The sequence below is a fragment of the Stenotrophomonas oahuensis genome (genome assembly GCF_031834595.1).
GTDB lineage: Bacteria > Pseudomonadota > Gammaproteobacteria > Xanthomonadales > Xanthomonadaceae > Stenotrophomonas > Stenotrophomonas oahuensis.
Genome location: NZ_CP115541.1, coordinates 3,239,375 through 3,262,380 on the forward strand (window position 1 = coordinate 3,239,375; position 23,006 = coordinate 3,262,380).

10 protein-coding genes are annotated in these 23,006 nt (G+C 62.4%); all 10 read left to right on the forward strand.

The window, feature by feature from the left end:
* Positions 1-178 precede the first annotated feature (178 nt).
* The 10 genes from PDM29_RS14425 to PDM29_RS14470 all read left to right on the forward strand — a co-directional run bounded on the left by PDM29_RS14425 (position 179) and on the right by PDM29_RS14470 (position 23,003).
* Positions 179-3,448 carry a TonB-dependent receptor gene (locus PDM29_RS14425; protein ID WP_311190785.1) on the forward strand — a complete coding sequence of 1,090 codons (3,270 nt, stop codon included), beginning with the start codon at positions 179-181 and terminating at the stop codon, positions 3,446-3,448.
* A gap of 224 nt (positions 3,449-3,672) precedes the next feature.
* Positions 3,673-5,835, forward strand: a complete 2,163-nt coding sequence (locus tag PDM29_RS14430; RefSeq protein WP_311190786.1) for a type I secretion system permease/ATPase — start codon at positions 3,673-3,675, stop codon at positions 5,833-5,835.
* Positions 5,832-7,253, forward strand: coding sequence for an HlyD family type I secretion periplasmic adaptor subunit (locus PDM29_RS14435; protein ID WP_311190787.1), 1,422 nt, complete (start codon positions 5,832-5,834; stop codon positions 7,251-7,253). Before PDM29_RS14430 ends, PDM29_RS14435 begins: the two co-directional genes overlap by 4 nt.
* Before the next feature lie 116 nt (positions 7,254-7,369).
* A complete protein-coding gene (locus PDM29_RS14440) occupies positions 7,370-14,821 on the forward strand; it encodes a calcium-binding protein (RefSeq protein ID WP_311190788.1) in 7,452 nt (2,483 codons plus the stop codon).
* 231 nt (positions 14,822-15,052) lie between these two features.
* Positions 15,053-16,441, forward strand: coding sequence for a nucleotide 5'-monophosphate nucleosidase PpnN (ppnN, locus tag PDM29_RS14445; RefSeq protein ID WP_311190789.1), 1,389 nt, complete (start codon positions 15,053-15,055; stop codon positions 16,439-16,441).
* Between the two features lie 138 nt (positions 16,442-16,579).
* On the forward strand, positions 16,580-17,092 hold the full coding sequence (locus tag PDM29_RS14450) for a GspH/FimT family pseudopilin (protein WP_311190790.1): 513 nt from the start codon (positions 16,580-16,582) through the stop codon (positions 17,090-17,092).
* Positions 17,083-17,559: a type IV pilus modification protein PilV gene (gene pilV / locus PDM29_RS14455; protein ID WP_425508756.1), complete on the forward strand. Its 477-nt coding sequence runs from the start codon at positions 17,083-17,085 to the stop codon at positions 17,557-17,559. Before PDM29_RS14450 ends, pilV begins: the two co-directional genes overlap by 10 nt.
* A 23-nt stretch (positions 17,560-17,582) precedes the next feature.
* Positions 17,583-18,716, forward strand: coding sequence for a PilW family protein (locus PDM29_RS14460; protein ID WP_311193796.1), 1,134 nt, complete (start codon positions 17,583-17,585; stop codon positions 18,714-18,716).
* A gap of 1 nt (position 18,717) precedes the next feature.
* Positions 18,718-19,236, forward strand: coding sequence for a pilus assembly PilX family protein (locus PDM29_RS14465; protein ID WP_311190792.1), 519 nt, complete (start codon positions 18,718-18,720; stop codon positions 19,234-19,236).
* 11 nt (positions 19,237-19,247) lie between these two features.
* Positions 19,248-23,003, forward strand: a complete 3,756-nt coding sequence (locus tag PDM29_RS14470) for a pilus assembly protein (protein WP_311190793.1) — start codon at positions 19,248-19,250, stop codon at positions 23,001-23,003.
* Positions 23,004-23,006: the final 3 nt, after the last annotated feature.

Consider the following 23,006-nt stretch of genomic DNA (forward strand, 5'->3'; position numbering starts at 1 on the left):
CGTTGTCGCCAAACCGTCACATATCGGGGCTATCGTGTTAATCTAGTGTTAACCGTTGCGGCTGAAACCAGCCTGCGGCATAGGGAACCCAGATCTAAGTCCATTCGGCCATCTACGGGGCCGCGTGGGCGCGTTTTTTCTCCGCAAATCGCCACTCTCGCATCGAGGCTACCCAAAAATGACCCACCCACTCCGGATGTCCAAGCTCACCCTTGGTCTCGTGGCCGCTCTTGCAGCCGCTCCCGCCTTCGCCCAGAGCACCTCTGCCGGTGTCGGCGGCCAGGTCACGTCCGCCGCAGGCGCCCCTGTGGTTGGTGCCGAAGTCACCATCACGCACACCGAGTCGGGCACCGTCAGCCGTGCCACCACCGATGCCTCGGGTCGTTACGCTGCGCGCGGTCTGCGCGTGGGTGGTCCGTACACCATCACCATCAACAAGGCGGGTGAAGGCACCAAGACCGAAGAAGGCGTCTACCTGAACCTGAATCAGGTCAACACCATCAACGCCGCCCTGACCGGCGACGTCGCCGCCGCCACCAACCTGGACGCCGTGCAGGTTGTTGCCGTGGCTGGTGGTTCGGACGTGTTCAGCGCCTACAAGATGGGTACCGGTTCGAACGTCAACCGCGAAACCATCGATTCGCTGCCGTCCGCCAACCGCAACATCCAGGATTACATCCGCCTCGACCCGCGCATCTCGCAGGTCAGCAAGGCTGACGGTGCGATCTCGGCCGGTGGCCAGAACACCCGTTACAACGCGATCCGCATCGACGGCATCAGCGCCGCCGATCCGTTCGGCCTGGAATCCAACAACCTGCCGACCGAGCGTCAGCCGGTGTCGATGGACGCGATCCAGGAAATCAACATCGACGTTGCCAACTACGACACCACCATCGCCGGTGGTACCGGTGCGGTGATCAACGCCGTGACCAAGTCGGGTACCAACAACTTCGGCGGTACCGTGTACTACGCGTACCGCGACAAGGACATGGTCCGCAAGGACCTGGAAGGCGTCCGCTTCAACGGCTTCGACGACGAAAAGACCTACGGCATGACCCTGGGCGGCCCGATCGTCAAGGACAAGCTGTTCTTCTTCGCCAACTACGAAAAGATGGAGCGTTCGGCTCCGGGCACCAGCCTGAGCGACACCCCGTACGGCAAGGGCACCATCTCCGATGCCGACATCACCCGTGCGCAGCAGATCGCCACCGGTTATGGCTTCGACGCCGGCACGCTGAGCGCGCCGTCGAACAACACCGAAATCGAAGAATACGCACTGAAGGTCGACTGGAACATCAGCGACAACCACCGTGCTGCCATCCGTTACAACAAGATGGAACAGACCGTGGCCCGCTTCCCGCAGATCAGCAGCAGCGCGGTTTCGCTGAGCAGCTTCTGGTATGACCTGCCCAAGACCTATGAGTCGGTCATGGGTGAAGTGTTCAGCGACTGGTCCGAGAACTTCTCGACCGAATTCAAGGTTGCGCACAAGGACTACTCGGCCGTCCGCACCCCGTACTCGAACCTGCCGCAGATCCAGGTGCGTGGTTTCGGCACCGGTGGCAATGACTCGCTGTACTTCGGTACCGAGCAGAACACCCACGTCAACATCATCGAATCCAAGGAACTGAGCGCCTTCGGTGCCGGTACCTGGTACGTCGGCGACCACACCGTCAAGTTCGGCTTCGACTACTCCAAGAACGAGCTGCTGAACTACTACGGCCGTAACCTCAATGGCGTGTACACCTTCGCCAACCTGGACGCGTTCGCTGCCGGCACCCCGAGTCAGTACATCGTGCGCGCTCCGCTGCCGGGCGGCAGCCTGGACGACGTTCCGGCCCGCTACGAGTTGAAGAACACCGGTTTGTTCGTGCAGGACAGCTGGGCGGTCAACAGCAACCTGACCCTGCAGCTGGGTGTCCGCGTCGACATGCCGGACTTCAGTGACCAGAAGCTGTACAACCCGCGCATCATGTCGACCTACGGCTATGACAACACCGTCATGCCGGACGACAAGCTGGTGCAGCCGCGCTTCGGCTTCAACTACACCTTCGACACCGAGCGTCCGACCCAGCTGCGTGGCGGCGTGGGCCTGTTCGGCGGTGCGGCTCCGAATGTGTGGATGGCCGGTGCCTACCAGAATACTGGTTTCAACTACCAGGAATTCACGCTCAACAACCCGGGTGCGATCTTCACCCCTGACCAGCCGCCGTACTACCCGGGTGGCACTGTCACCGCGCGTGACAACGTCGACATCATCGAGCCGGGCCTGAAGCTGCCGTCGGTGTGGAAGAGCAACCTGGCCTTCGATACCGAACTGCCGTGGTACGGCATCGTGGCGTCGGCTGAGTTCCTGTACACCAAGGTCAATGATGCGCTGTATTTCGAGCGTCTGGACCTGTACAACGCCGCCGGCCAGAGCTACACCCGTATCGGCCAGGACGGTCGTGAGCTGTACTGGAACGAAGCTGGCTACATTCCGTGTGTCGGCACCGCCGCCAACCCTGCCAACTGCTCGGTGCGTAACGGTTCCCCGAACCGCACCGGTGCTGCGAACGCCCAGGGCAAGTACTACCGCCCGAGCAACATGGGTGACGTGATGCTGCTGCGGAACACCGACAAGGGTTCCAGCCGTCAGTTCACCGTTGGCCTGAACAAGCCGCTGATGGAAAACTGGGGCTGGTCGCTGGCCTACACCTACACCGCCGCGAAGGAAGTCAGCCCGCTGACCAGCTCGCAGAACACCTCCAACTGGGGCAGCACCCTCATTGGCACCGCCAACGAGAACGTGGCCTATGACTCGCGCTATGCGATCAAGGACCGCGTGACCGCCTCGATCAACTGGAAGAAGGCGTTCTTCGGCGATTACAACACCAGCGTCGGCCTGTTCTACGAAGGCCGTTCGGGTCGTCCGTACAGCTACATCTACTACAACGACATGAACGGCGACGCCGCCTCGACCTCGGGTGCCGGCTACTTCAACGACCTGTTCTACGTGCCGAATGGCGTGGGCGACGTGAAGTGGACTGGCGGTGCCGCGATGGAGCAGGCCTTCTTCGACTGGCTGGCCAAGAACCCGCAGCTGGCCGCCTACCAGGGCCAGATCGCTCCGGCCAACGCCTTCCGTACCGGCTTCGTGAACACCTTCGATATGCGTATTTCGCAGGAGTTCCCGGGCTTCATGAAGGAGCACAAGGGTGAGCTGGCGCTGGACATCATGAATGTCGGCAACCTGCTGAACAAGAAGTGGGGCCGCATCAACGATTACGGTTTCAACTCGACCGCTCGTGTGGCCAGCTTCGCCGGTATCGACCCGGCAACCGGCAAGTACATCTACAACTTCACCGGTTCCACCGATACTCCGACCATCCAGGAAAACAACAACGACAAGGGCAACACCGGCGTGTCGCGCTGGTCGATGCAGCTGACCCTGAAGTACAAGTTCTGATCCATCGAACTTGACGCGTGAATGAAGACGGCCGGGGCAACCCGGCCGTTTTTTATTGGATGAACGGAAATATGTGATGCGGTTCAAGCTCCTGTAGCGTCGATTCGTTCATAAAAAATCATTATTGAATTTGCGCCATCTGGCGCATTGACAGTGTTTCGGGTGCCTCGCAGAATCCGCCAGAAGGGGATGCGTGCACATCAGCCGAGCACGCGAAATTTCAAATGCCACAAGGGAATGCGGCCTTGACCGTCATAGACGGTGCAGAGGTAGGTGCGTCTGAGGACCTGCGCTTGAGGGGACTGGTGCTGCTGGCTCAGTTTCATGGAATCGCTGCCGATGCAGCGCAGCTGTTACATCAGTCCGGACAGGTCGCCGGCGAAGTAGACGATGCCGCCCTTGTGTTGGCGGCGCGCGGGCTCGGTTTGAAGGCAAAGATCGTGAACGTGCCGCTGGCACGCCTGGCGCAGCTGGCATTGCCCGCGCTGGCATTGGGCGAAGATGGGGAGGCCTTCATCATCGGTCGCCTGGGCGATGGCAAGGCGCTGATCCATGACCTGCGTGAGCGTCGCCCACGCACAGTGACCGAGGCCGAGCTGAGCGAGCGTTATCGTGGCCGCGTGCTGCTGGTCGCATCCAAGGCATCGGTGCTCGGCGAACTGGCGCGATTTGATTTCAGCTGGTTCATTCCGGCGGTCATCAAGTATCGACGTCTGCTGGTCGAAGTGCTGGTGGTGTCGCTGTTCATCCAGTTGTTCGCACTGGTCACGCCGCTCTTCTACCAGGTGGTGATGGACAAGGTGCTGGTCCATCGCGGTTGGACCACCTTGGAGGTGATCACGATCGGCCTGGTGTGCATGGCAGTGTTCGAGGTCATCCTCAGCGGGCTGCGCACCTACGTGCTTTCGCACACCACCAGCAAGATCGACGTGGAACTGGGCGCGCGTCTGTTCCGGCACGTGCTGGCGTTGCCGTTGGCCTACTTCGAGTCACGCCGCGTCGGTGACACCATTGCCCGCGTGCGCGAGCTGGAGAACATCCGAACCTTTCTGACCGGGCAGGCGCTGACCTCGCTGCTCGATCTACTGTTCACCGTGGTGTTCCTGGCAGTGATGTTCTATTACAGCGGCTGGCTGACCCTGATCGTGGTCATTTCCCTGCCGGTGTATGCGCTGATTTCCGCCGGCATCACGCCGGTACTTCGCCGCAGGTTGAACGAGAAGTTCGCCCGTAGCGCGGACAATCAGTCCTTCCTGGTTGAGACCGTGACGGGCATCGGCACGGTGAAGGCCATGGCGGTGGATCCGCGCGTGACCCGCACCTGGGACAACCAACTGGCGGGCTACGTGGACGCGGGTTTCTCGGTCACCCGCATCGCCACGCTCGGTCAACAAAGCGTGCAGCTGGTGCAGAAGCTGGTGGCTATTGCGATTCTGTTCTTCGGCGCGCGTCTGGTCATCGATGGCAAGCTCACGCTGGGTCAGCTGATCGCCTTCAACATGCTGTCCGGACAGGTGGCCGCGCCGATCATCCGTCTGGCGCAGTTGTGGCAGGATTTCCAGCAGGTGGGCATCTCGGTTGATCGTCTCGGGGACATCCTCAATACACGCACCGAGCTTCCCGGCAGCCGAATGGCACTTCCCCCCATCAAGGGCGCGGTGCGCTTTGAAAACATTGTTTTCCGCTATCGTCCGGACGCGCCAGAGGTGCTGGCGGGCGTGGACCTGGAGATCCGCCCGGGTGAAGTGATCGGTATCGTGGGGCGTTCCGGCTCTGGCAAAAGTACGTTGACCAAGCTGGTGCAGCGGCTCTATGTACCCGAGCGCGGGCGCGTGACGATTGATGGCCAGGATCTGGCCTTGGCAGACCCGGCCTGGCTGCGCCGCCAGTTGGGCGTCGTGCTGCAGGAGAACTTCCTGTTCAACCGCTCGATTCGCGACAACATCGCCCTGGGGGACCCGGGCATGCCGCTGGAGCGTGTCATCCAGGCCGCGAAGCTGGCCGGGGCGCACGAGTTCATTTCCGCACTGCCGGAAGGCTATGACACCCACGTGGGCGAGCAGGGCGCGGGCCTCTCCGGCGGTCAGCGCCAGCGGGTGGCCATTGCCCGCGCGCTGGTCGGCGACCCGCGCATTCTAATATTCGACGAAGCCACCAGCGCGCTTGACTACGAGTCCGAACACGCCGTGATGTCCAACATGCGCAGCATCTGTGCAGGGCGGACCGTGCTGATCATTGCCCATCGTCTATCCACCGTGCGGCAGGCCAACCGCATCATCGTCATGGAGCAGGGCCGCATCGTGGAAAACGGCACCCATGCCGAGCTGGTTGAACGCGTAGATGGACATTACGCCCGGCTCCACCGCCTGCAGCAGGGGGGACCATGAAGCACATCCTTGGAGCATGGAAAGCATTCGCCCAGCGTTATGCAGCGGTGGCGCGTCAGGCCTGGCAGGACCGGCACCAGAGCGAGCGTCCCGCGCGTGATGCGAGCGCGCGCGAGTTCCTGCCCGCCAGCCTGGAGCTGGTCGAACGACCGATATCGCCCACCGTGCGCTGGACCATGGCCGCGATCATCAGTTTCTTCTGCATCGCCCTGATATGGTCGTTCTTCGGGCACGTGGACATCGTGGCAGTAGCGTCCGGCCGCACCGTGGTCGACTCGCGTACGAAGGTGGTACAGCCCAGCGAAACCGCTGTGGTCCGGCGCATCCTGGTTCGCGACGGGCAGCAAGTGGCTGCCGGTCAGCCGCTCATCGAGCTCGACGCCACCGGCGCTGCGGCCGACCGCAGCAAGGCCGGGGATGCCTTGCTCAACGCGCGTCTGGCCGCCTTGCGGCTGCAGGCCATGGCAACCGCCGTGGACGCAGGCCACGCCCCGGTATTCGCAGCGGCCGACGATCTTCCGGCGGCGCGCGTGGAAGCCGAGCGGGCGCTGGCGCTCAGTCAGTACGATGCACTCCAGGCGCGCCGGCAGAGTCTGCAGGCGAGCATCGCGCAGCGCCAGGCCGAGCTGCACACCACCGAAGCCGCCATTGGGCCGATGGCCGAGTCGGCGCGCATCACCACGTTGCGCGCCGAGGACTACGGCCGGTTGGTTGAGGGCAACTTCGTCGGCCGCCACGATTACCTGCTGCGCGAGCAGGAGCGCATTGCCGCCGAGCGTGACCTGGCCGCCCAGCGCAATCGGGCCAACGAGATCCGCTCGGCCCTGCTGGCGGCGCGTGAGGAGCTGCGGGTGCTGGTCACCGATTTCCGGCAGCAGACGCTGGACGGACTGCGCGTTGCACAGGAGCAGATCGGGCAGGCCGCACCGGAACTGGCCAAGGCCGGGCAACGTGATCGCCTGATGACCCTGCGCGCCCCCGTGGCCGGCACGGTGCAGCAGCTGGCCGTGCACACCGAGGGCGGTGTTGTCACACCTGCACAGGCGCTGCTGGCCGTGGTTCCCAGCGAGGAGGCGCTGGAGATCGAGGCCAGCGTACTGAACAAGGACATTGGTTTCGTGCGCCCGGGACAGCAGGTGACGGTGAAAGTGGAGAGCTTCCCGTACACCCGCTATGGCTATCTGACCGGCAAGGTCACCAGCATTTCTCATGACGCCGCGCAGGACGAGAAGCTGGGGCTGGTGTTCCCGGCACGGATTCACCTGGAGCGCAGTTCGCTGCAGATTGATGGCGTCAAAGTGAATCTCTCGGCAGGCATGACGTTGAGTGCCGAGATCAAGACCGGCAAACGGCGGGTGCTTGATTACCTGCTGAGTCCGTTGCAACAGCACGTGGACGAGTCGCTGCGCGAGCGCTGATACAGGCCCGGCGGGCAGCTCCAGTTGTAGAACGCATCACGTAGTTCCTGAACGAGGCTGCGCTGCTTTCGCGTGCGCGGTCGATACCTCAACGCAACATCAAGGAGAGCAGCGTCATGGCAGAGATGTGGTATGGAAGCAATCCCGATATGGGCCTGCGTATTGCTGAGCTGTCCGGAGCCATTGCCGGAAACATAATGCGAAAGGATGCCGAGATCAAAGCGCTGTCCGACGCCGGGCAGCTCAATGACCAGAAGATCCTGGAGATATTTGCCGACGCTTTTGAGCAGAACGCAGATCTGGCAATGATGTTCGCTGACCAGTTCCGAGCTCAAGGAAATTCCGCTGAGGCTGCTTTGGCCGCGCAGTTGGCTTTGGAGAGTCGGCAGAAGTTCGACCGGATTCGCGCTGTGATTGCTACCGGAGACGCCCTGAAAATGGCGGAGGAGGTAATCGGGGGGCTGAGTACGCTCAACGATCTCGGTGAGGCCTTCGGAGTAGGCGGCACTGCAAAGCTCGGGAAGATATTCAACTTCATCGACAACGTGATAACCGTACGGGACATAGCTGAAGCGGTGGTTGACGGCGATGGGAGAGCGCTGCAGGAGCTGCTTGTTGGCCTCGCCGTTGGCGCAATGATCACTGCTGCCACGGGCGCATTGATGTCGGCCGCCACGCTCGCAGGTGCGCCGGTTATTGTGATTGCATCTATCGTAGCAACCGCAGCGTTCCTCGGATACATCGCTTCCGAAGCCGTGGATCAGTTGTTCGAGACAATGCTTGGAAAGTCGCCGGAGGATGTTCAGACCGAACTGCGCGACGCCATCATCAAGTATGGGCAGGCCGATGCGGTGAATCTTGGCTATACGCTGACCTTCGGCAGCGAAGAAGGCGACAACCTGCTGGGAAGTTCCACTGAGGCGAACTCCATGACCGGTGGAGTCGGCGAAGACTGGATCCGCGGCGGCAGCAAGAACGACTACATAAGTGGTGGATCGGATAGCGACATTCTGGAGGGTCTGGCCGGGGACGACAGGTTGCGGGGCGGTGCAGGTAACGACCGTCTGGTGGGCGGCCTGGGGCGTGACACTCTCGAAGGTGGCGATGGGGTGGATACCTATGCCTTCTACAGTGAGCAGATGGTCAAAGGCGGGGAAGACGTCATCATCGACAGTGATGGAAAGGGCGCTATCGAGATTGATGGGTATGCGATCAACTCCGCGTCGCTTCAGCGGGCACTCGGCCCAGCCACTTGGGAAACCTCTGACAAGAGTCTGCGGATCAGTTTTTCCGGCGGCTCCTTGATCATCCGCCACGCGGCGACAGGTGCCCGCATCATCGTCAGTGGCTGGAACAATGGCGACCTTGGCATCACGCTGCCCGACCTGGGTCAGCCAGGTACGCCGGAAAATCCCATCATCTTCACCAATGGCGACGACGTCGTTGGCTTTGACGGTCAGTATGCGGAGCCGCCGTGGAGTGGTGACGACTACCTCTTTGGCATGGCTGGCAATGACGGCATCGACGGTGGCTTTGGCGATGACTGGATCGATGGCGGTGCCGATAACGATCTGGTGCTCGGTGGCCCTGGGGTAAATCGCCTGCGTGGCGGCGGCGGAAACGACTTCCTGTTGTCCGCGCCGATGATGGCGAACTGGACCACAAATGGCGACGCTTTCCATAAGTACTGGGACGCGGATCCGACGGTGCTGACCCACGGGCGTAACTGGGCCGTTCACGGTTCCGAAGATTCCACGCTTGGGGATCCCAGCTCACTGCTGCTCGACTTCAAGGCCTTCGGTGTGTTCGCTGTTCGCCCGGAAAGCGACACTTTTGACTGGGTTCGATATCTGGACCCGGAGGTGTATGCCGGTCAAGCGGACGAGCTGCTCGGTGGCGACGGTCACGATGTCATCTACGGTGGTGAGGGTGATGACCTCATCAATGGCGGGACTGGGAATGATCTGCTTCTGGGTGGCGCGGATGATGACACCATCTATGGAGATGATGGTGACGACCTGATTCTCGGCGATGAGTTGACCATCGGCGACAATATCTTCAATACCCTGTCGAGACATCTGTCGAGCGCAGCTCGTCTTGGTGGCGATGACACTATTCAGGGTGGATACGGTGACGACAAAATGTTCGGCCTCGGCGGCTCCGACACGATCGACGGTGGCGACGGCAATGACGTGCTTCAGGGCGATCGCCTGGATTACGCCACAGGTTTCAGTTACGCGATCAATACGAGTTCCGGCAATGACTACCTGGATGGCGGAGCTGGCGACGATCGTCTCTTCGGCGATGGCGGTAGTGACACGCTGATCGGTGGAACAGGTAATGACCACCTCGAGGGCGATTCCTTGGAGGGAGTCGATTTCGGAAACGACAAGCTTGACGGAGGCGACGGAAATGACTCCTTGATTGGCTTCGGAGGTAGTGATGAGCTCATCGGTGGTGCCGGTGATGACATCATGTCCGGGGACGCCGCCGAGGAATTCGTGCCGCTCGCTTACCACGGTAACGACCGCATGTTTGGTGGCTTCGGCAACGATTCGCTGTCCGGAAACGGCGGCAACGACCTGCTCGATGGCGGCGAAGATGACGACAGCCTGTGGGGTGGCAAGGGCAATGACGTCCTGATCGGCGGGACCGGCAACGACCAGTTGGCGGGCGGCGAAGATGATGACGCCCTCGATGGTGGCGCGGGCAATGATCGTCTCTGGGGCGACGCAGGACGCGATGTGCTGGAGGGCGGCGCGGGCGACGACCTGCTGCAGGGCGGGCAGGGCAATGACAACCTGCGCGGTGGAGACGGCAAAGACGAACTGAATGGTGGGGAGGATGCGGACTTCCTCGACGGCGGTGCGGGCGATGACACCCTGTTCGGTGGTGCCGGTGCGGACAAGCTGTTCGGTAGCGATGGGGATGACTATCTGGCCGGCGATGCGTTTGAAGAGGGTGTAGGCCAGGGCGATGACATCCTGGAAGGTGGTCGCGGCAATGACATTCTGGTGGGCGGCGGCGGCCACGATCTGCTGAATGGCGATGTCGGTGATGATCAGTTGTACGGCGATGTTCCTGGCAGCGAACTGGCCGGTAACGATGTGCTCAATGGTGGAGCAGGCAACGACTACCTGGACGGCGGGGCGGGCAACGACCAGCTCAACGGCGGCGAGGGCGACGATGTCATGTTTGGCGGAGCAGGTAACGATGTATTCGCCGGCGCGGCCGGCAACGACACCATGGACGGCGGACTGGGCGAGAACCGCTTTGAGTTTGCAGCGGACTTCGGCAACGACGTGGTGCAGGCCAAGGCGGCCGAAGGCGCTGCGCACGTGTATGCCTTCGCGGCCGAGCTGGACCCTCAGGAGTTCAGTTTCAGTCGTGTCAACGGCTTTGATCTACTGATCACCCTGGAAGGGCGCGTTGACACACTGTTGATACGCAGTTTCTTCATGGCGCAGGGAACCGACCGGTTCGAGTTTGGCAGCCTTGTGGTCAGTGGCGACGAAGTCGCGGCGATGGCCGAAGGCAATAACGGCGGTGGAATCGGGGGCGGCACCCCGATCACCGGGGGCGACGAGGGCGGACTTATCACCGGCACGGACGGCAACGACGTGCTGCTGGGTGGGGCTGGCGACGATGCCATCTCGGGCTTGGCCGGTAACGACCGACTTGTGGGTGGAACGGGCGGCGACATTCTGGATGGCGGTGCCGGCAACGACGTGTATGAGTTCGGCCCTGGATTTGGGTCTGACCGGATTCAAGGGTTGGACCTGGCAACCAGCGGCAGTGACATCATCCGCTTCCAGCCGGGTTCTTCCTACACCCGAAACGCGGCCAGCATCACGTCCGATGGATTCTCGCTGACGATTGCCTTCCTGGGGCCGTATGGTTGGGACGCACTGATTCTTGAGGGTTTCCTCGCCAGTACCAACGGCTCTCATATCATTGAATTTGCCGATGGCACCGTGCTGCGTGCCAGTGACTTCGGTGGCGGCCCGGTAATGGGCTTGCCGGGCAAGCCTTCCGAGGGCGCGACCGACGGGGACGATGTCCTGCGTGGCGGTGCGGGCGACGACGTGCTTGATGGCGGTGCCGGCAATGATCAGATCGACGGCGGTGCCGGTAACGACGTCGTCAGCGGTGCCGAAGGGAATGACCGTCTACTCGGTGGTGACGGCGATGACGTGCTTTACGGTGGAGCAGGCGATGACGAGCTTGATGGCGGCCAAGGCAATGACACGCTTGATGGTGGAGCAGGCTCGGATGTGTTCCGTTGGGGAATTGGTTCAGGGAACGACACCATTGCCGTGAGCGACGTTCTTGCACAGCGCCTGGTGGAGATGCGAGACATTGGTTCGGCGTTGGATCTGGAATTCGTCCGGATAGGTTACGACCTCACGCTCCGTTCACGTGAAACGGGTGAGACGCTCACTGTTCTGGGGTACTACGATCCAGCGCTGTCGCCGGTGAAGCTGGCCTTCAGCGACGGATCGTTGCTGCAGGAGTCCGACATCCTCTCGGGTGACAACACCATCAAACACTTCGACGGTGAAGGCGTCGTGCTCAACGGCTACGGCGGCAATGATTATCTTTACTCAGGTAGTGGCGTGGACCGCCTTTACGGTGGCGCTGGGGATGACTACCTGGTTGCTGGCATCGGCAGTGATCGTCTCTATGGAGGCGATGGCAACGACCGGCTCTACGGATACTCGGACTACGCGGACGGCGGCTGGGGAGACGAGGACTTCCTTGACGGCGGAGCCGGCAACGATTCGCTGATTGGAGGAAGGGGTAACGATACGTTGGTCGGCGGTGAAGGCGTGGACTACCTGCAAGGGGAAGAAGGCGATGACGTCCTGTCCGGAGGCACTGGCAAGGACTATCTGTATGGCGGGAGCGGATCGGACACCTATCGATTTGCTCGCGGGGATGGAAAGGACATCATCTATGACGTCTTCGGTCATACGCTTGGCGAAGCGGACATCATCCATTTCGATTCGACGATCTCGCCGGATCAGATCCACCTGCGTCGTAAGCGGCGCGAAGGGGATGCCTATGATGACCTCGTCCTGGAGTTGATTGGTACGGGCGACTCCGTGACGATCGACGACTACTTCCGCTATTTGATGCTCAGCGAAGATGGGACCTCGCCTAACCTGGGTGGCGTGCAGTTTGCCGACGGAACCTTCTGGTCGGCCTCCACCATCGCTGCGATGTCGATGGTGGGTACCCAGTACCACGATCTTCTGACCGGGCAGTATGCAGTGGACGATCTCTACGACGGTCTGGCAGGCAACGATTACCTCCTTGCATCCGATCACAACGACACGCTCTTGGGCGGTGCCGGCAATGATGAGCTGGGTGGAGGTGATGGAAACGACGTGCTGGACGGCGGCACAGGGTTCGACTACCTGCATGGCGACGCTGGCGATGACACCTACCTGTTCAGTCGTGGATCCGGGGTCGACTTCATCAACAACGGCACCCGCACCGAAGGCGACTACGACGTTGTGCAGTTTGCTGCCGATGTGTCCAAGGATGACGTCAGGCTTGCACGCTCGGGTGATGCACTGGTGATCGATATTGCCGGCACCAGCGACAGGATCATTGTGATGGGCCACTTCAGTAGCGTGGCCAACGAGTACGGCGGCGGTCCAATCGATGCGCTCCAGTTTGCAGACGGGACGACGTGGACGGCTGCCGAGTTACTGGAGCGCCTGGGTGAGGATCTTCCGCCCATCCAGGTCTCGATAGAAAGTCGCTGGTTTGGCGGCGATTCCAATGCTATGAACTATGTAATTGGAATCCAGGCCGGCCACCCGTGGGGAGTGGCCGGCGCCTCCGACGCGAACAACTGGTTTGATCTGGGGCTGGCGAACGATAGCCTCGATGAGGAATACCCGGATGGGCTACCGGTCGAAGGTGGCCGGGCGAGCGATACCTATGTGTTTGACCGTACCTACGGCGCGCAGTTGGTTCGTGATGCTGGCGGAACTGACCAGATCCGGTTTGCAGCGGGCATCACGACCGCAGACGTGGCCATCCAAAGAATTGGTGACGATCTGCTGCTCCGTCTGAATGAACGCGATGTGCTGCGCGTGAAATCTCACTTCGCCGGTGATGCCGGTATCGAATCCGTGCTGTTCGCAGATGGATCGCAATGGGATCCTGCTTGGCTGGTTGCCAATGCGGTCCTGCTGGACAAGGTCATCCTTGGCGGAGAGGGGAGCGACGTGCTGGATGGCGGCGTAGGTAATGATGTCCTGCGCGGTTTCGGCGGAGACGATACATTGAACGGTGCCGAGGGTGACGACCTTCTGGATGGCGGTACTGGTAGTGACCGGATGATCGGAGGACGGGGCGACGATACCTACGTGATCGACAGCGTGGGTGACGTTGCGGTCGAGCTGGACGACCGCTATGAGGGCATCTCTGAAGATGGCATCGACACCGTACTGGCATCCATCAGCTACACGGCTCAACACAACATCGAGCGCGTGTTCCTGCAGGGTACAGCGGATCTGAACGCCACCGGCGGCAACGCCGAGAACGTGCTGGTCGGCAACGCGGGCGCGAACATCCTGCGCGGCAGCGATCCCGACCAGTGGTTCCACTACGACGACTGGCTTGATGGCGGTGCCGGCAATGACGTCCTGATTACGTCCTGGGGTGACGACACTCTGATTGGTGGCGAGGGCGATGACTACATGGAAGGGAGTGGTGGTGCCGACCTGTACTTTGTCGATAGCGCCGGGGATGTAGTGGTCGAAAGCGTTGAGGAAGTCGGTGGTTCCCGCGCCGCGTCTGCTGCACGCACAATGCAGAATGAGCTGCCGGGAGACGCGGGCGACCTTTGGGAACTGCCGGCACCCGGGTTCCATCCTAATCGTGACGGCGATACTGTCGTTTCAACGATCAATTACACGCTGGGCGATGGGATTGAGACGCTTGTGCTGCGCGGTGAGGCAGTCATCGGTCAAGGCAGTGCGTACGACAACACACTGATTGGTAGCGCCCTCGACAACGTGCTCCTGGGCATGGAGGGGAGTGACCACCTGGACGGTGCCGGCGGGAACGATACGCTGGACGGCGGCGAGGGCGATGACTACCTGACTGCCGGCATCGGCAATGACACCCTGATCGGTGGCGATGGCAACGACGGGTATGAATGGTGGATCGGTGACGGCCACGATGTCATCCTCAATGGTGACGCGTGGGGCGAAGACTCTGTCATGTTCTACGACACCGCCTTCGCCGACCTGCAGTTCAGCCGTGATGGCGACGACCTGGTCGCTGCCACGGCCGACGGCGAAGGCAGCATCACCGTCAAGGACTGGTACGCCGACGCAGCCAACCGCGTCGACTGGTTCACCGACCGGGACTGGAACCAGTGGAGCGCCGACGACGTGGAAGCCCGCGCCGCTGGCGGTCCGCTGCCGGGCGAGGGTGAGCTGCTGGTGCAGAGCCTCGCCCAGGCCTCCGGTTCCGCCGCGGCGGTCTCGTATGTGCCTTATGCCCCGCAAACCCTGCGCTTGCAGTTGCCGATCGCGGCGATCTAGGCCATCCGCCATGTGGGCGGGCCTGCCCTGGTGAGGCCCGCCCACATCCAGCCCGCGATTGCTTGTCCGGGAGGGGGGGATGCCTGTATGCTCATTCGGTTAGGAGCGCGCTCGATCAAGTAGTCGCCCGCAACGCTCATTACGTCCAACGGCCGGGTTTCCCGGCCGTTTTGCTTTTTAAGGGGGCAGCGGTACAGTCGGCAACCTTGAAGAAGTGAAAAAAGAATGACCATGACGATCAGTGAAACCCCGGCGCGCACGCTGCCGGTGCAGGACGCGCGGATCTACCCGCGCGGTGGGCTGGATGTGCTGTCCAGAGCCGAAGTGGCGCGCCTGCGCGATGCCTCCGGCGGCGGCATGCACGAGCTGCTGCGGCGCTGTGCGCTGGCGGTGCTGACCAGCGGCAGTGCCTCGGACGATCCGCGCGCGGCGCGCGATCTGTACCCCGATTTCGACATCCAGGTCGCCCAGCAGGACCGTGGCGTCCGCATCGACCTGGTCAACGCCCCGGCCATGGCCTTCGTCGACGGTGAGATCATCCGCGGCGTGGCCGAGCTGCTGTTCGCGGTGGTCCGCGACCTGGCCTACATGGCCATCGAGATGGGCCCGGCCTACGCGGCCGAGCTGGAATCGTCCGAGGGCATCACAAACGCGGTGTTCGGGCTGCTGCGCAACGCGCGCATCCTCAACCCGGGCGACCCCAACCTGGTGGTCTGCTGGGGCGGCCACTCCATTGGCCGCGACGAGTACCTGTACACCAAGCAGGTCGGCTACGAGCTGGGCCTGCGCGGGCTGGACATCTGCACCGGCTGCGGTCCGGGCGCGATGAAGGGCCCGATGAAGGGCGCGACCATCGCCCATGCCAAGCAGCGCAAGCACACCACGCGCTACATCGGCCTGACCGAGCCGGGCATCATCGCGGCCGAGTCGCCGAACCCGATCGTGAACCACCTGGTGATCATGCCGGACATCGAGAAGCGCCTGGAGGCCTTCGTCCGCATCGGTCACGGCATCATCGTGTTCGCCGGTGGCGTCGGCACCGCCGAGGAGATCCTGTACCTGCTGGGTATCCTGCTGCGCGAGGAGAACAAGGATCTGCCGTTCCCGCTGATCCTCACCGGCCCGACCGTGGCCGCGCCGTACTTCGAGCAGATCGACCGCTTCATCCGCCTGACCCTGGGCGATGCGGCCGCCGAGCGCTACCAGATCATCATCGGCGATCCGGTCGCCGTGGCCCGGCAGATGTCGGCCGGCATCAAGCGTGTGCGTGAGCACCGCCTGGCACAGAAGGACTCGTTCTTCTTCAACTGGTCGATCGAGATCCCGTGGGAGTACCAGCAGCCGTTCGTGCCGACCCACGAAGCGATGGCCGCGCTGGACCTGCACCACGGGCGTCCGCCACACGCGCTGGCGGCGGACCTGCGCCGGGCCTTCTCCGGCATCGTCGCTGGCAATGTGAAGGAAGACGGCATGCGCCGCATCGAGCAGTTCGGGCCGTTCGAGATCCACGGCGACCCGGACATGATGCAGGCCCTGGACGCGCTGCTGCGCGCCTTCGTCGAGCAGCGCCGGATGAAGATCTCAGGCGAGTACCAGCCGTGCTACCGGGTGCTGGCCTGACCTGAGCCGGCCGGGCAGGGCAGGGCGGGCGTCAAGGCATTGACGCCCGTCGCCCCCGGGCGACCGTTCGTCCCTCTGCCCCTTGCCGCCCGGCGGTGGGGCGTTCATTGTCCATGCCATCACGCTGGGGAGCGTCCCATGTTTCTGCGCCTGTCCAAGGGCTTCACACTGATCGAGCTGATGGTCACCATTGCGGTGGTGGCCATCATGGCCACGATTGCCTATCCGAGCTTCGAGGGCCTGATCCGGTCCAGCCGGGTCACCACCGCCAATAACGAGATGGTCGGCCTCGCCAACCTTGCCCGTTCAGAAGCCATCCGCAGCAGTCGCGGTGGCGGTGTCTGCGGCAGCAGCGACGGCAGCACCTGTGATGGTGACTGGGCGCACGGGGCTGCGGCGTTCAGCGATCCCGATGGCGACGGTACGTTGGGGGCAGGCACCATCCTGCGCTTCGTGAGCTTCAAGGACACGCTGACCGTCACCGGGCCGGATGCCGAAGTGGCGTTCGATGCCCGCGGCCGCCGTCGTGCAGGCCTTGATCAGATCATCGTAGTCCGCGCCACGACCTGCACCGAAGGTGTTGCCCAGCAGCGCCAGCTTCTCATCAATGCTTCGGGTCAGGTGCGCAGCACCAAGGAAACCTGCTCGTGAAACCTTTCCGCTCCAGCCGCCGTCAATCCGGCTTCAGTCTGCTTGAAGTGCTCATCGCCATTCTGGTGCTGAGTTTTGGCCTGCTGGGGTTCGCCCTCATGCAGACCATGAATGTCCGTTTCGTGCAGAGCTCGAACTACCGGACCCAGGCCACCAATCTCGCCTACGACCTGATCGAGCAGATGCGCTCCAACCGCTACCAGGCGAACTGGTACTCCAGCGCCAGCTTCGATCCGGGCAGCGTGGACGTTGCAACGGCGTGTTCGCCGGATGCCGGCGCGGTGTCGTTGGCGCAGAAGGTCACCCTCTGGCAGTGCCAGGTGGTGAAGGCGCTCGGCGAGGACGCGGGCGCGGAAGTGACGATCAATGACGGGGCCGTGAGTGTCGCGATCACCTGGGGCGATCAGCGCTGGGATCCGCAGAATCCCGACCAGACCACCACCTTTGGATTGGAGACTCAACTGTGAAGCGTGCTCCCCGCCCGATCCTGATGGCCGGCGTGTCGCTGGTGGAGCTGATGATCGCGATGGTGATCGGGTTGATCATCATGCTCGGCGTCATCCAGATTTTTTCCGCGTCCAGCGCGGCCTCGCGCCTGTCAGAAGGGGCATCGCGCACGCAGGAAAATGCACGTTTCGCGCTGGAATTCCTCGAGCGTGACCTGCGCATGGCAGGCCACATGGGCTGTGTCAACGACCAGGCCCACGTGGTCAAGAACCTCGGCGACCCGGTCAACAACCTGGGTGTGAACCCGGGCAGCGGTTCACCGCTGGATTTCCGGGTGTCCATCCAGGGCTATGAGGCACCGGGCACCGCGCCGGGCGATTCGCTTGCCCTGGGCGGAGACTGGTCTGCGCCCTCGACGTTGCCGGCCAGCATCTCGGGCCTCTCGCCCTCGCCAGCCGGTGGCAGCGATGTGCTGGTGCTGCGTTTCCTGGACTCCGAGGGCGTGCCGGTCAATCAGATTGCAGCCGCAAGTGGCAACTCCGTAGTCACCATCGCGGATCGCGCGGAGCGCCTGACCAAGGATGGTGTGCCCGAGCCGACCCTGTTCGGCATCGCCGATTGCGGTCATGCCGATGTCTTCGCCGGCTCGCTGTCGGGGACCGAGGTCACCGGAACCGGCGTCAACCTGAGTCGCTATACGGTCCAGCCTACCGGTCAGACCATGCTGTATCGGGCCGAATCGATCGTTTACTACGTTGGGCTGAACCCGACCACCGGGGTGAACGGACTGCGCCGGGCGCGGGCCGACTCTACGGGTGGCTACGTGATCAACGAGGAAGTGGTCGAAGGCATCCAGAGCCTGCAGTTGATGTTCGGGCTTGATGCGACGGACGACATTTCCATCACCACGCCGCCAGTCGGCAACATCACCCAGTCCGCAATCGCTACCGACGTGTCGGAAGGTACCGATGCCGCCGCCGCCGCACAGTGGCTGCGCGTGGGCCAAGTGCGCGTCGGGTTGTTGGCGACCAGCCCGGATCCCGCGTCCTCGGTCACACCGGCTAACAACCCCTCGGTGCTCGGCGTGGAATTCGAACAGGGCTCCACCAACGATGGTCGCTACCGCGCTCCTTACGAAGTGACCGTGGCACTGCGCAACCGACTGTTCGGGAACTGACATGGCAACCTACACAAGACATCAACCAGGTTCCTACGGCGCGCGCCAGCAGCGCGGTGCCGTTCTCTATGTCGCGCTGATCATGTTGATCCTGCTGGCCCTGCTGGGTATTGCAGGCATGCAGGTCGCGGGCATGCAGGAAAAGATGTCGTCCAACTACCGGGCGGCCAACCGGGCGTTCCAGAACAGTGAAGGCGTGGTGCGTGGCGCGGAAAACGCGGTCGAATCGATCGCCAATCGCACCGACGTCGCTGACGGCGCGCTGGTCAGCGAAGGCGATATCAATCGTGTCTGCGATGACGGCTACGACCCGGTGAACTGGGCAGCGACCCAGGCCGACGCTTCGGAATCGGCGGTGAACGTCCGTCAGATCGATACCTGCATCGTCGGCGAGTCCTCGCTGGAGATGGGCGCGCCGCTTGATGAAGCGACCCCGATCTATCAGATCACCGGCTTCTCCACCGACGACACTGCGGCCCCGACATCGGCCGTGGTGATTGACACCGTATTTAAACTCTAAGGACGCGGACCATGGCTTCGCAGAAGAAAAAATGGCTCGCGGCAGCTTCCGCCGGCGTGCTGATCGCCGGTGGCTGGGTGACCTACAGCCTGCTGGCCAAACAGGGCCAGGGTACGCTGTGGCAGGCTCCGTTGAACATCCAGAGCGGTGCGACGCCTGCGTTCCTGATGGCACTCGATGACTCCGGCTCGATGCTGTGGGAGCTGCTGAACAATACCCGCGACGGTGTCTACAGCTGGCAGTCCAGCAGCAGCAATGGCCGGCGGATCGGCTTCTACAACACCGCCGGTAATCCGTATGGGTACGGCGAAGGTACGCAGTACCACTATCACACACCAAGCTACGGTCGTGATAACAACAATGCCATTCCGCCGCTGGACGCCTTCGGTTTTGTACGATCGCCGGACATCAACACGGCTTATTTCGACCCCCGCGAGAACTATCCGGACTGGAAGACCGGGAGCGCGGACAATCCCAGCTTCAAGACGATCAATCCGAAAAGTGCACCGGTCGACCCACGTCCTTCAAACTCGCACAAGTTCATCAACCTGACCCAGGATCTGACCACGCGCGAGACCCGCACCGGCACCAATTGGAACTTCCGGGTGTTGACCGGCATGGTGATCCCGGTGGACACGGTTATTCGCTCCGAGACCTGCGGCGCGAGCACTTCCAACAGCACGACCAGGGACCAGCCCACCGGGTTCAGTCGCGTTACCCGACAGTTCACGGCCAACGTTTCCGGTGGCTGCCAAACCAACTTTGCTTACTTTCCGGCGACGTTCTTCCTGAAAACGAAGATGCCCGCCGACTACGGCTACCTGGATGACAAGATCACGGAAGTCACCAGGCCTACCGGTGGCTACCCGGGCACTCTGTACAAATACGAGATCCGGCTCGAAAACTTCAACAACGACACGGCCAAGTACAACGCGGCCATGCAGAACTTCGCCAACTGGTACAGCTTCTATCGCACGCGACGCGAGGCACTGATCGGTTCCGCGACGAACTCGCTGCACGAAGTTGACAATCTGCGGGTGGGCTGGTTCCGGATCAACGGTCGCAGCCAGGCGACGATGTACGATCTGAGCGACGAGGCGCAGAAGGTGCAGCTGCTGTCCAACATCACCGCGAATATGCGCGCTGACGGCTCGACGCCCAATCGCTCGGCGGCGAATTATCTGGGGCAGCAGTTCCAGCGCGCCAAGACCAGCCGCGATCCCAATCCTCCAGTGCTGCTGTCGTGCCAGAAGAACGCCGGCATGCTGTTCACCGACGGGTACATCAATGAGGAAGGCAACAAGACGCGGATGCGCAACCTTGTTGCCCCGTACTATGACAACAGCCTCGTCGCGGGGTTGGAAGCCAACGCTGTGCCGGTTCCGAAGGAATGCCCGGACGGCAAGCTCGACTGCAAGACCAGCCTGCACATGAATTTCTACGGCGTGACGCTGGGAACGCAGGGTGATCAGTTCGGTGTTACCTACGTTCCCAACCCCACCCGGCCGTGGGAGCTGACCCCGAACCCGTACGAGGTTCCGCCGCGCTTTGGTACGACCACGGTTGACCTGCAGCCGGGTGCGGTCGATGAAATCTGGGAGGCGGTGCTGTATTCGCACGGCGAGATGGTCAATGCCACGCGTGCGTCGGACATCACCGCAGCGATGCGCCGCATCATCAGCAATGTGTCGAAGGGGCAGTCCCCCTCGGGCACGCGCTCACTCACCGGTGCGCGCATCGGCAAGGGCTCGCTGTCGGTGGAGCCGTTCTACGAGGCGACCAACAACGGTACCGACTGGTACAGCAAGCTCAACGCCTTCAAGCTGAGCGTGGACCCCGCCACTCGTGCCATCGTCTCGGAACAGGCCTGGGAGGCATCCGCGAAGATGCCGTCACCGACCGCGCGCAATGTCTGGTTCTGGCGCGATGGTGCGCAGCTGCAGTTCAATGCGACCAATGTGAGCCTGGACAACCTGTGCTCCAAGCCCACGGGTCTGTACAACAACATGCGGCTTTGCGGCGGGCTGTCCAGCCTGGGAGACAATACCAAGGCGGTGTCCTACCTGCTGGGTAATGCCAGCAATGAGGTGCGCAACGGTGGCAATCTGCGCGATCGCACCACGGTGCTGGGCGACATCATCAACTCAACACCGCTGCTGACCTCGCCGACCGATGATTACGGCTATCGCACCCTGGGTTCCCTGGGCACGAGCTATGTGGAGTATCTGCAGAGCAAGCGTGATAGCGGCCGCTACATGGTCTATGCCGGTGCCAATGACGGCATGCTGCATGCCTTCGATGGCGGCATGGGCTCGGATGGCGTGCAGGACAGCAGCGGCGGCACGGAAGTGTTCGGCTACATTCCGTCCACCTCGATCGGCCACATGGGCAATCTGCTGTTCCCCTATGATTCCAGTGCCGAGCAGGACAGTGCCTTCGATCATCGTTACTTCGTCGACGGCCCGGTGGTCGTAGGCGACACCTACGACGGCAGCGCCTGGGGCACCACCCTGGTGGGCACCGCCGGTGCCGGTGGTCGCAGCGTATTCGCGCTCGACGTGACGGATCCGACGACCTACGGGTCCGCGAACCTGTTGTGGGAGCTCAACGATTTCGATGCTCAGCTGGACGAGGTCGTCAGGAACAACATCGGCCATGTGCTGGGCAAGCCCGTCATTGTTCCGGTGAAGTCCAGCGGTGGTGAAGTCTCGTTCAAGGCGATCTTCGGCAATGGCGTCGAGAGCAAAAGCGGCAAGGCGGCGTTGTTCGTGGTTGATCTGGTGCGCGACCGCACGCCAACGGTCACCACTTACGTCGTCGAGGAGACCGGACAGAACCTGCCGGCTGGCCGCAATGGGCTGGGCAATCTCGTAGTCGTAGACCGCTGGGGTGGCACCGGCAACGCGCAGAACGTGCGCGGACGTGACGGCTTCGCCGATACGGTCTATGCGGCTGACCAGAAGGGCGCGATCTGGAAGTTCGATCTGCGTGGCACGGATGCTCCGACCAAGCCGTTGTTCACCACCAAGACCCACACCGACACGGATGGCCTCACCTACCGTCAGCCGATCACTGGCGGCATGACCGCCGCCTCGGGGCCATCGGGTGGCGTGATGCTGTTCTTCGGCACCGGCAGCTTCAGCTATCTGGAAGACCGCAATGATGAGAGCATCCAGGGTCTGTATGCCTTCAATGACACCAGCGACACGCTGCCCGCGGGGACGGTGATCCCGACCTACACGGCGGCCAACCTGCGGCAGATCACGGTGACCACCACCAATGATGTGCGGAAAGTCACCCTGGGCGATCCGCCCACGGACAGCCGAGGCTGGACGGTCATTCTGCCGGCAGGCGAGCGATTCATCGCCAACCCGACGCTGACGTCTGGCATCGTGTTCATGCCGACTTATCTGCCGACCCGGGATGCGGAAGCGCAGGGGTGCAACGTGGATGGCTCCAACTGGCTGTTCGGTCTGGTCGCCAACAGCGGCGATGCAGGTCTGTCCCAGGTCAGGCAGGGCACGCCCGATGGCGACTCGCCGGGTGCCGGCACCGCCGGCGTCCCCTTGGCCACTGGCGGTAACGCGCCGGTCAAGGATGTGACCACCGCCGTCGTGCCGCGCCTCGGTGCGCCGGACATGGAAGAAGGCTCGGATCCGCCGGCCGCCCCGGGTGCCGCCTGCATGATGCAGGTCAGTGTGGCCGGTGCACCGCCGATGTATCTGCCGTACCCCTGTGGTCGCCAGTCCTGGAGACAGATCCGGTGATGA

Excerpts from the sequence above, each read along its gene's own strand:
- ppnN (WP_311190789.1), top strand. The coding sequence starts at position 15,053 with ATGACGATCAGTGAAACCCCGGCGCGCACGCTGCCGGTGCAGGACGCG.
- PDM29_RS14465 (WP_311190792.1), top strand. The coding sequence starts at position 18,718 with ATGGCAACCTACACAAGACATCAACCAGGTTCCTACGGCGCGCGCCAG.
- PDM29_RS14460 (WP_311193796.1), top strand. The coding sequence starts at position 17,583 with ATGGCCGGCGTGTCGCTGGTGGAGCTGATGATCGCGATGGTGATCGGG.
- PDM29_RS14435 (WP_311190787.1), top strand. The coding sequence starts at position 5,832 with ATGAAGCACATCCTTGGAGCATGGAAAGCATTCGCCCAGCGTTATGCA.
- PDM29_RS14430 (WP_311190786.1), top strand. The coding sequence starts at position 3,673 with ATGCCACAAGGGAATGCGGCCTTGACCGTCATAGACGGTGCAGAGGTA.
- PDM29_RS14470 (WP_311190793.1), top strand. The coding sequence starts at position 19,248 with ATGGCTTCGCAGAAGAAAAAATGGCTCGCGGCAGCTTCCGCCGGCGTG.
- PDM29_RS14440 (WP_311190788.1), top strand. The coding sequence starts at position 7,370 with ATGGCAGAGATGTGGTATGGAAGCAATCCCGATATGGGCCTGCGTATT.
- PDM29_RS14450 (WP_311190790.1), top strand. The coding sequence starts at position 16,580 with ATGTTTCTGCGCCTGTCCAAGGGCTTCACACTGATCGAGCTGATGGTC.
- PDM29_RS14425 (WP_311190785.1), top strand. The coding sequence starts at position 179 with ATGACCCACCCACTCCGGATGTCCAAGCTCACCCTTGGTCTCGTGGCC.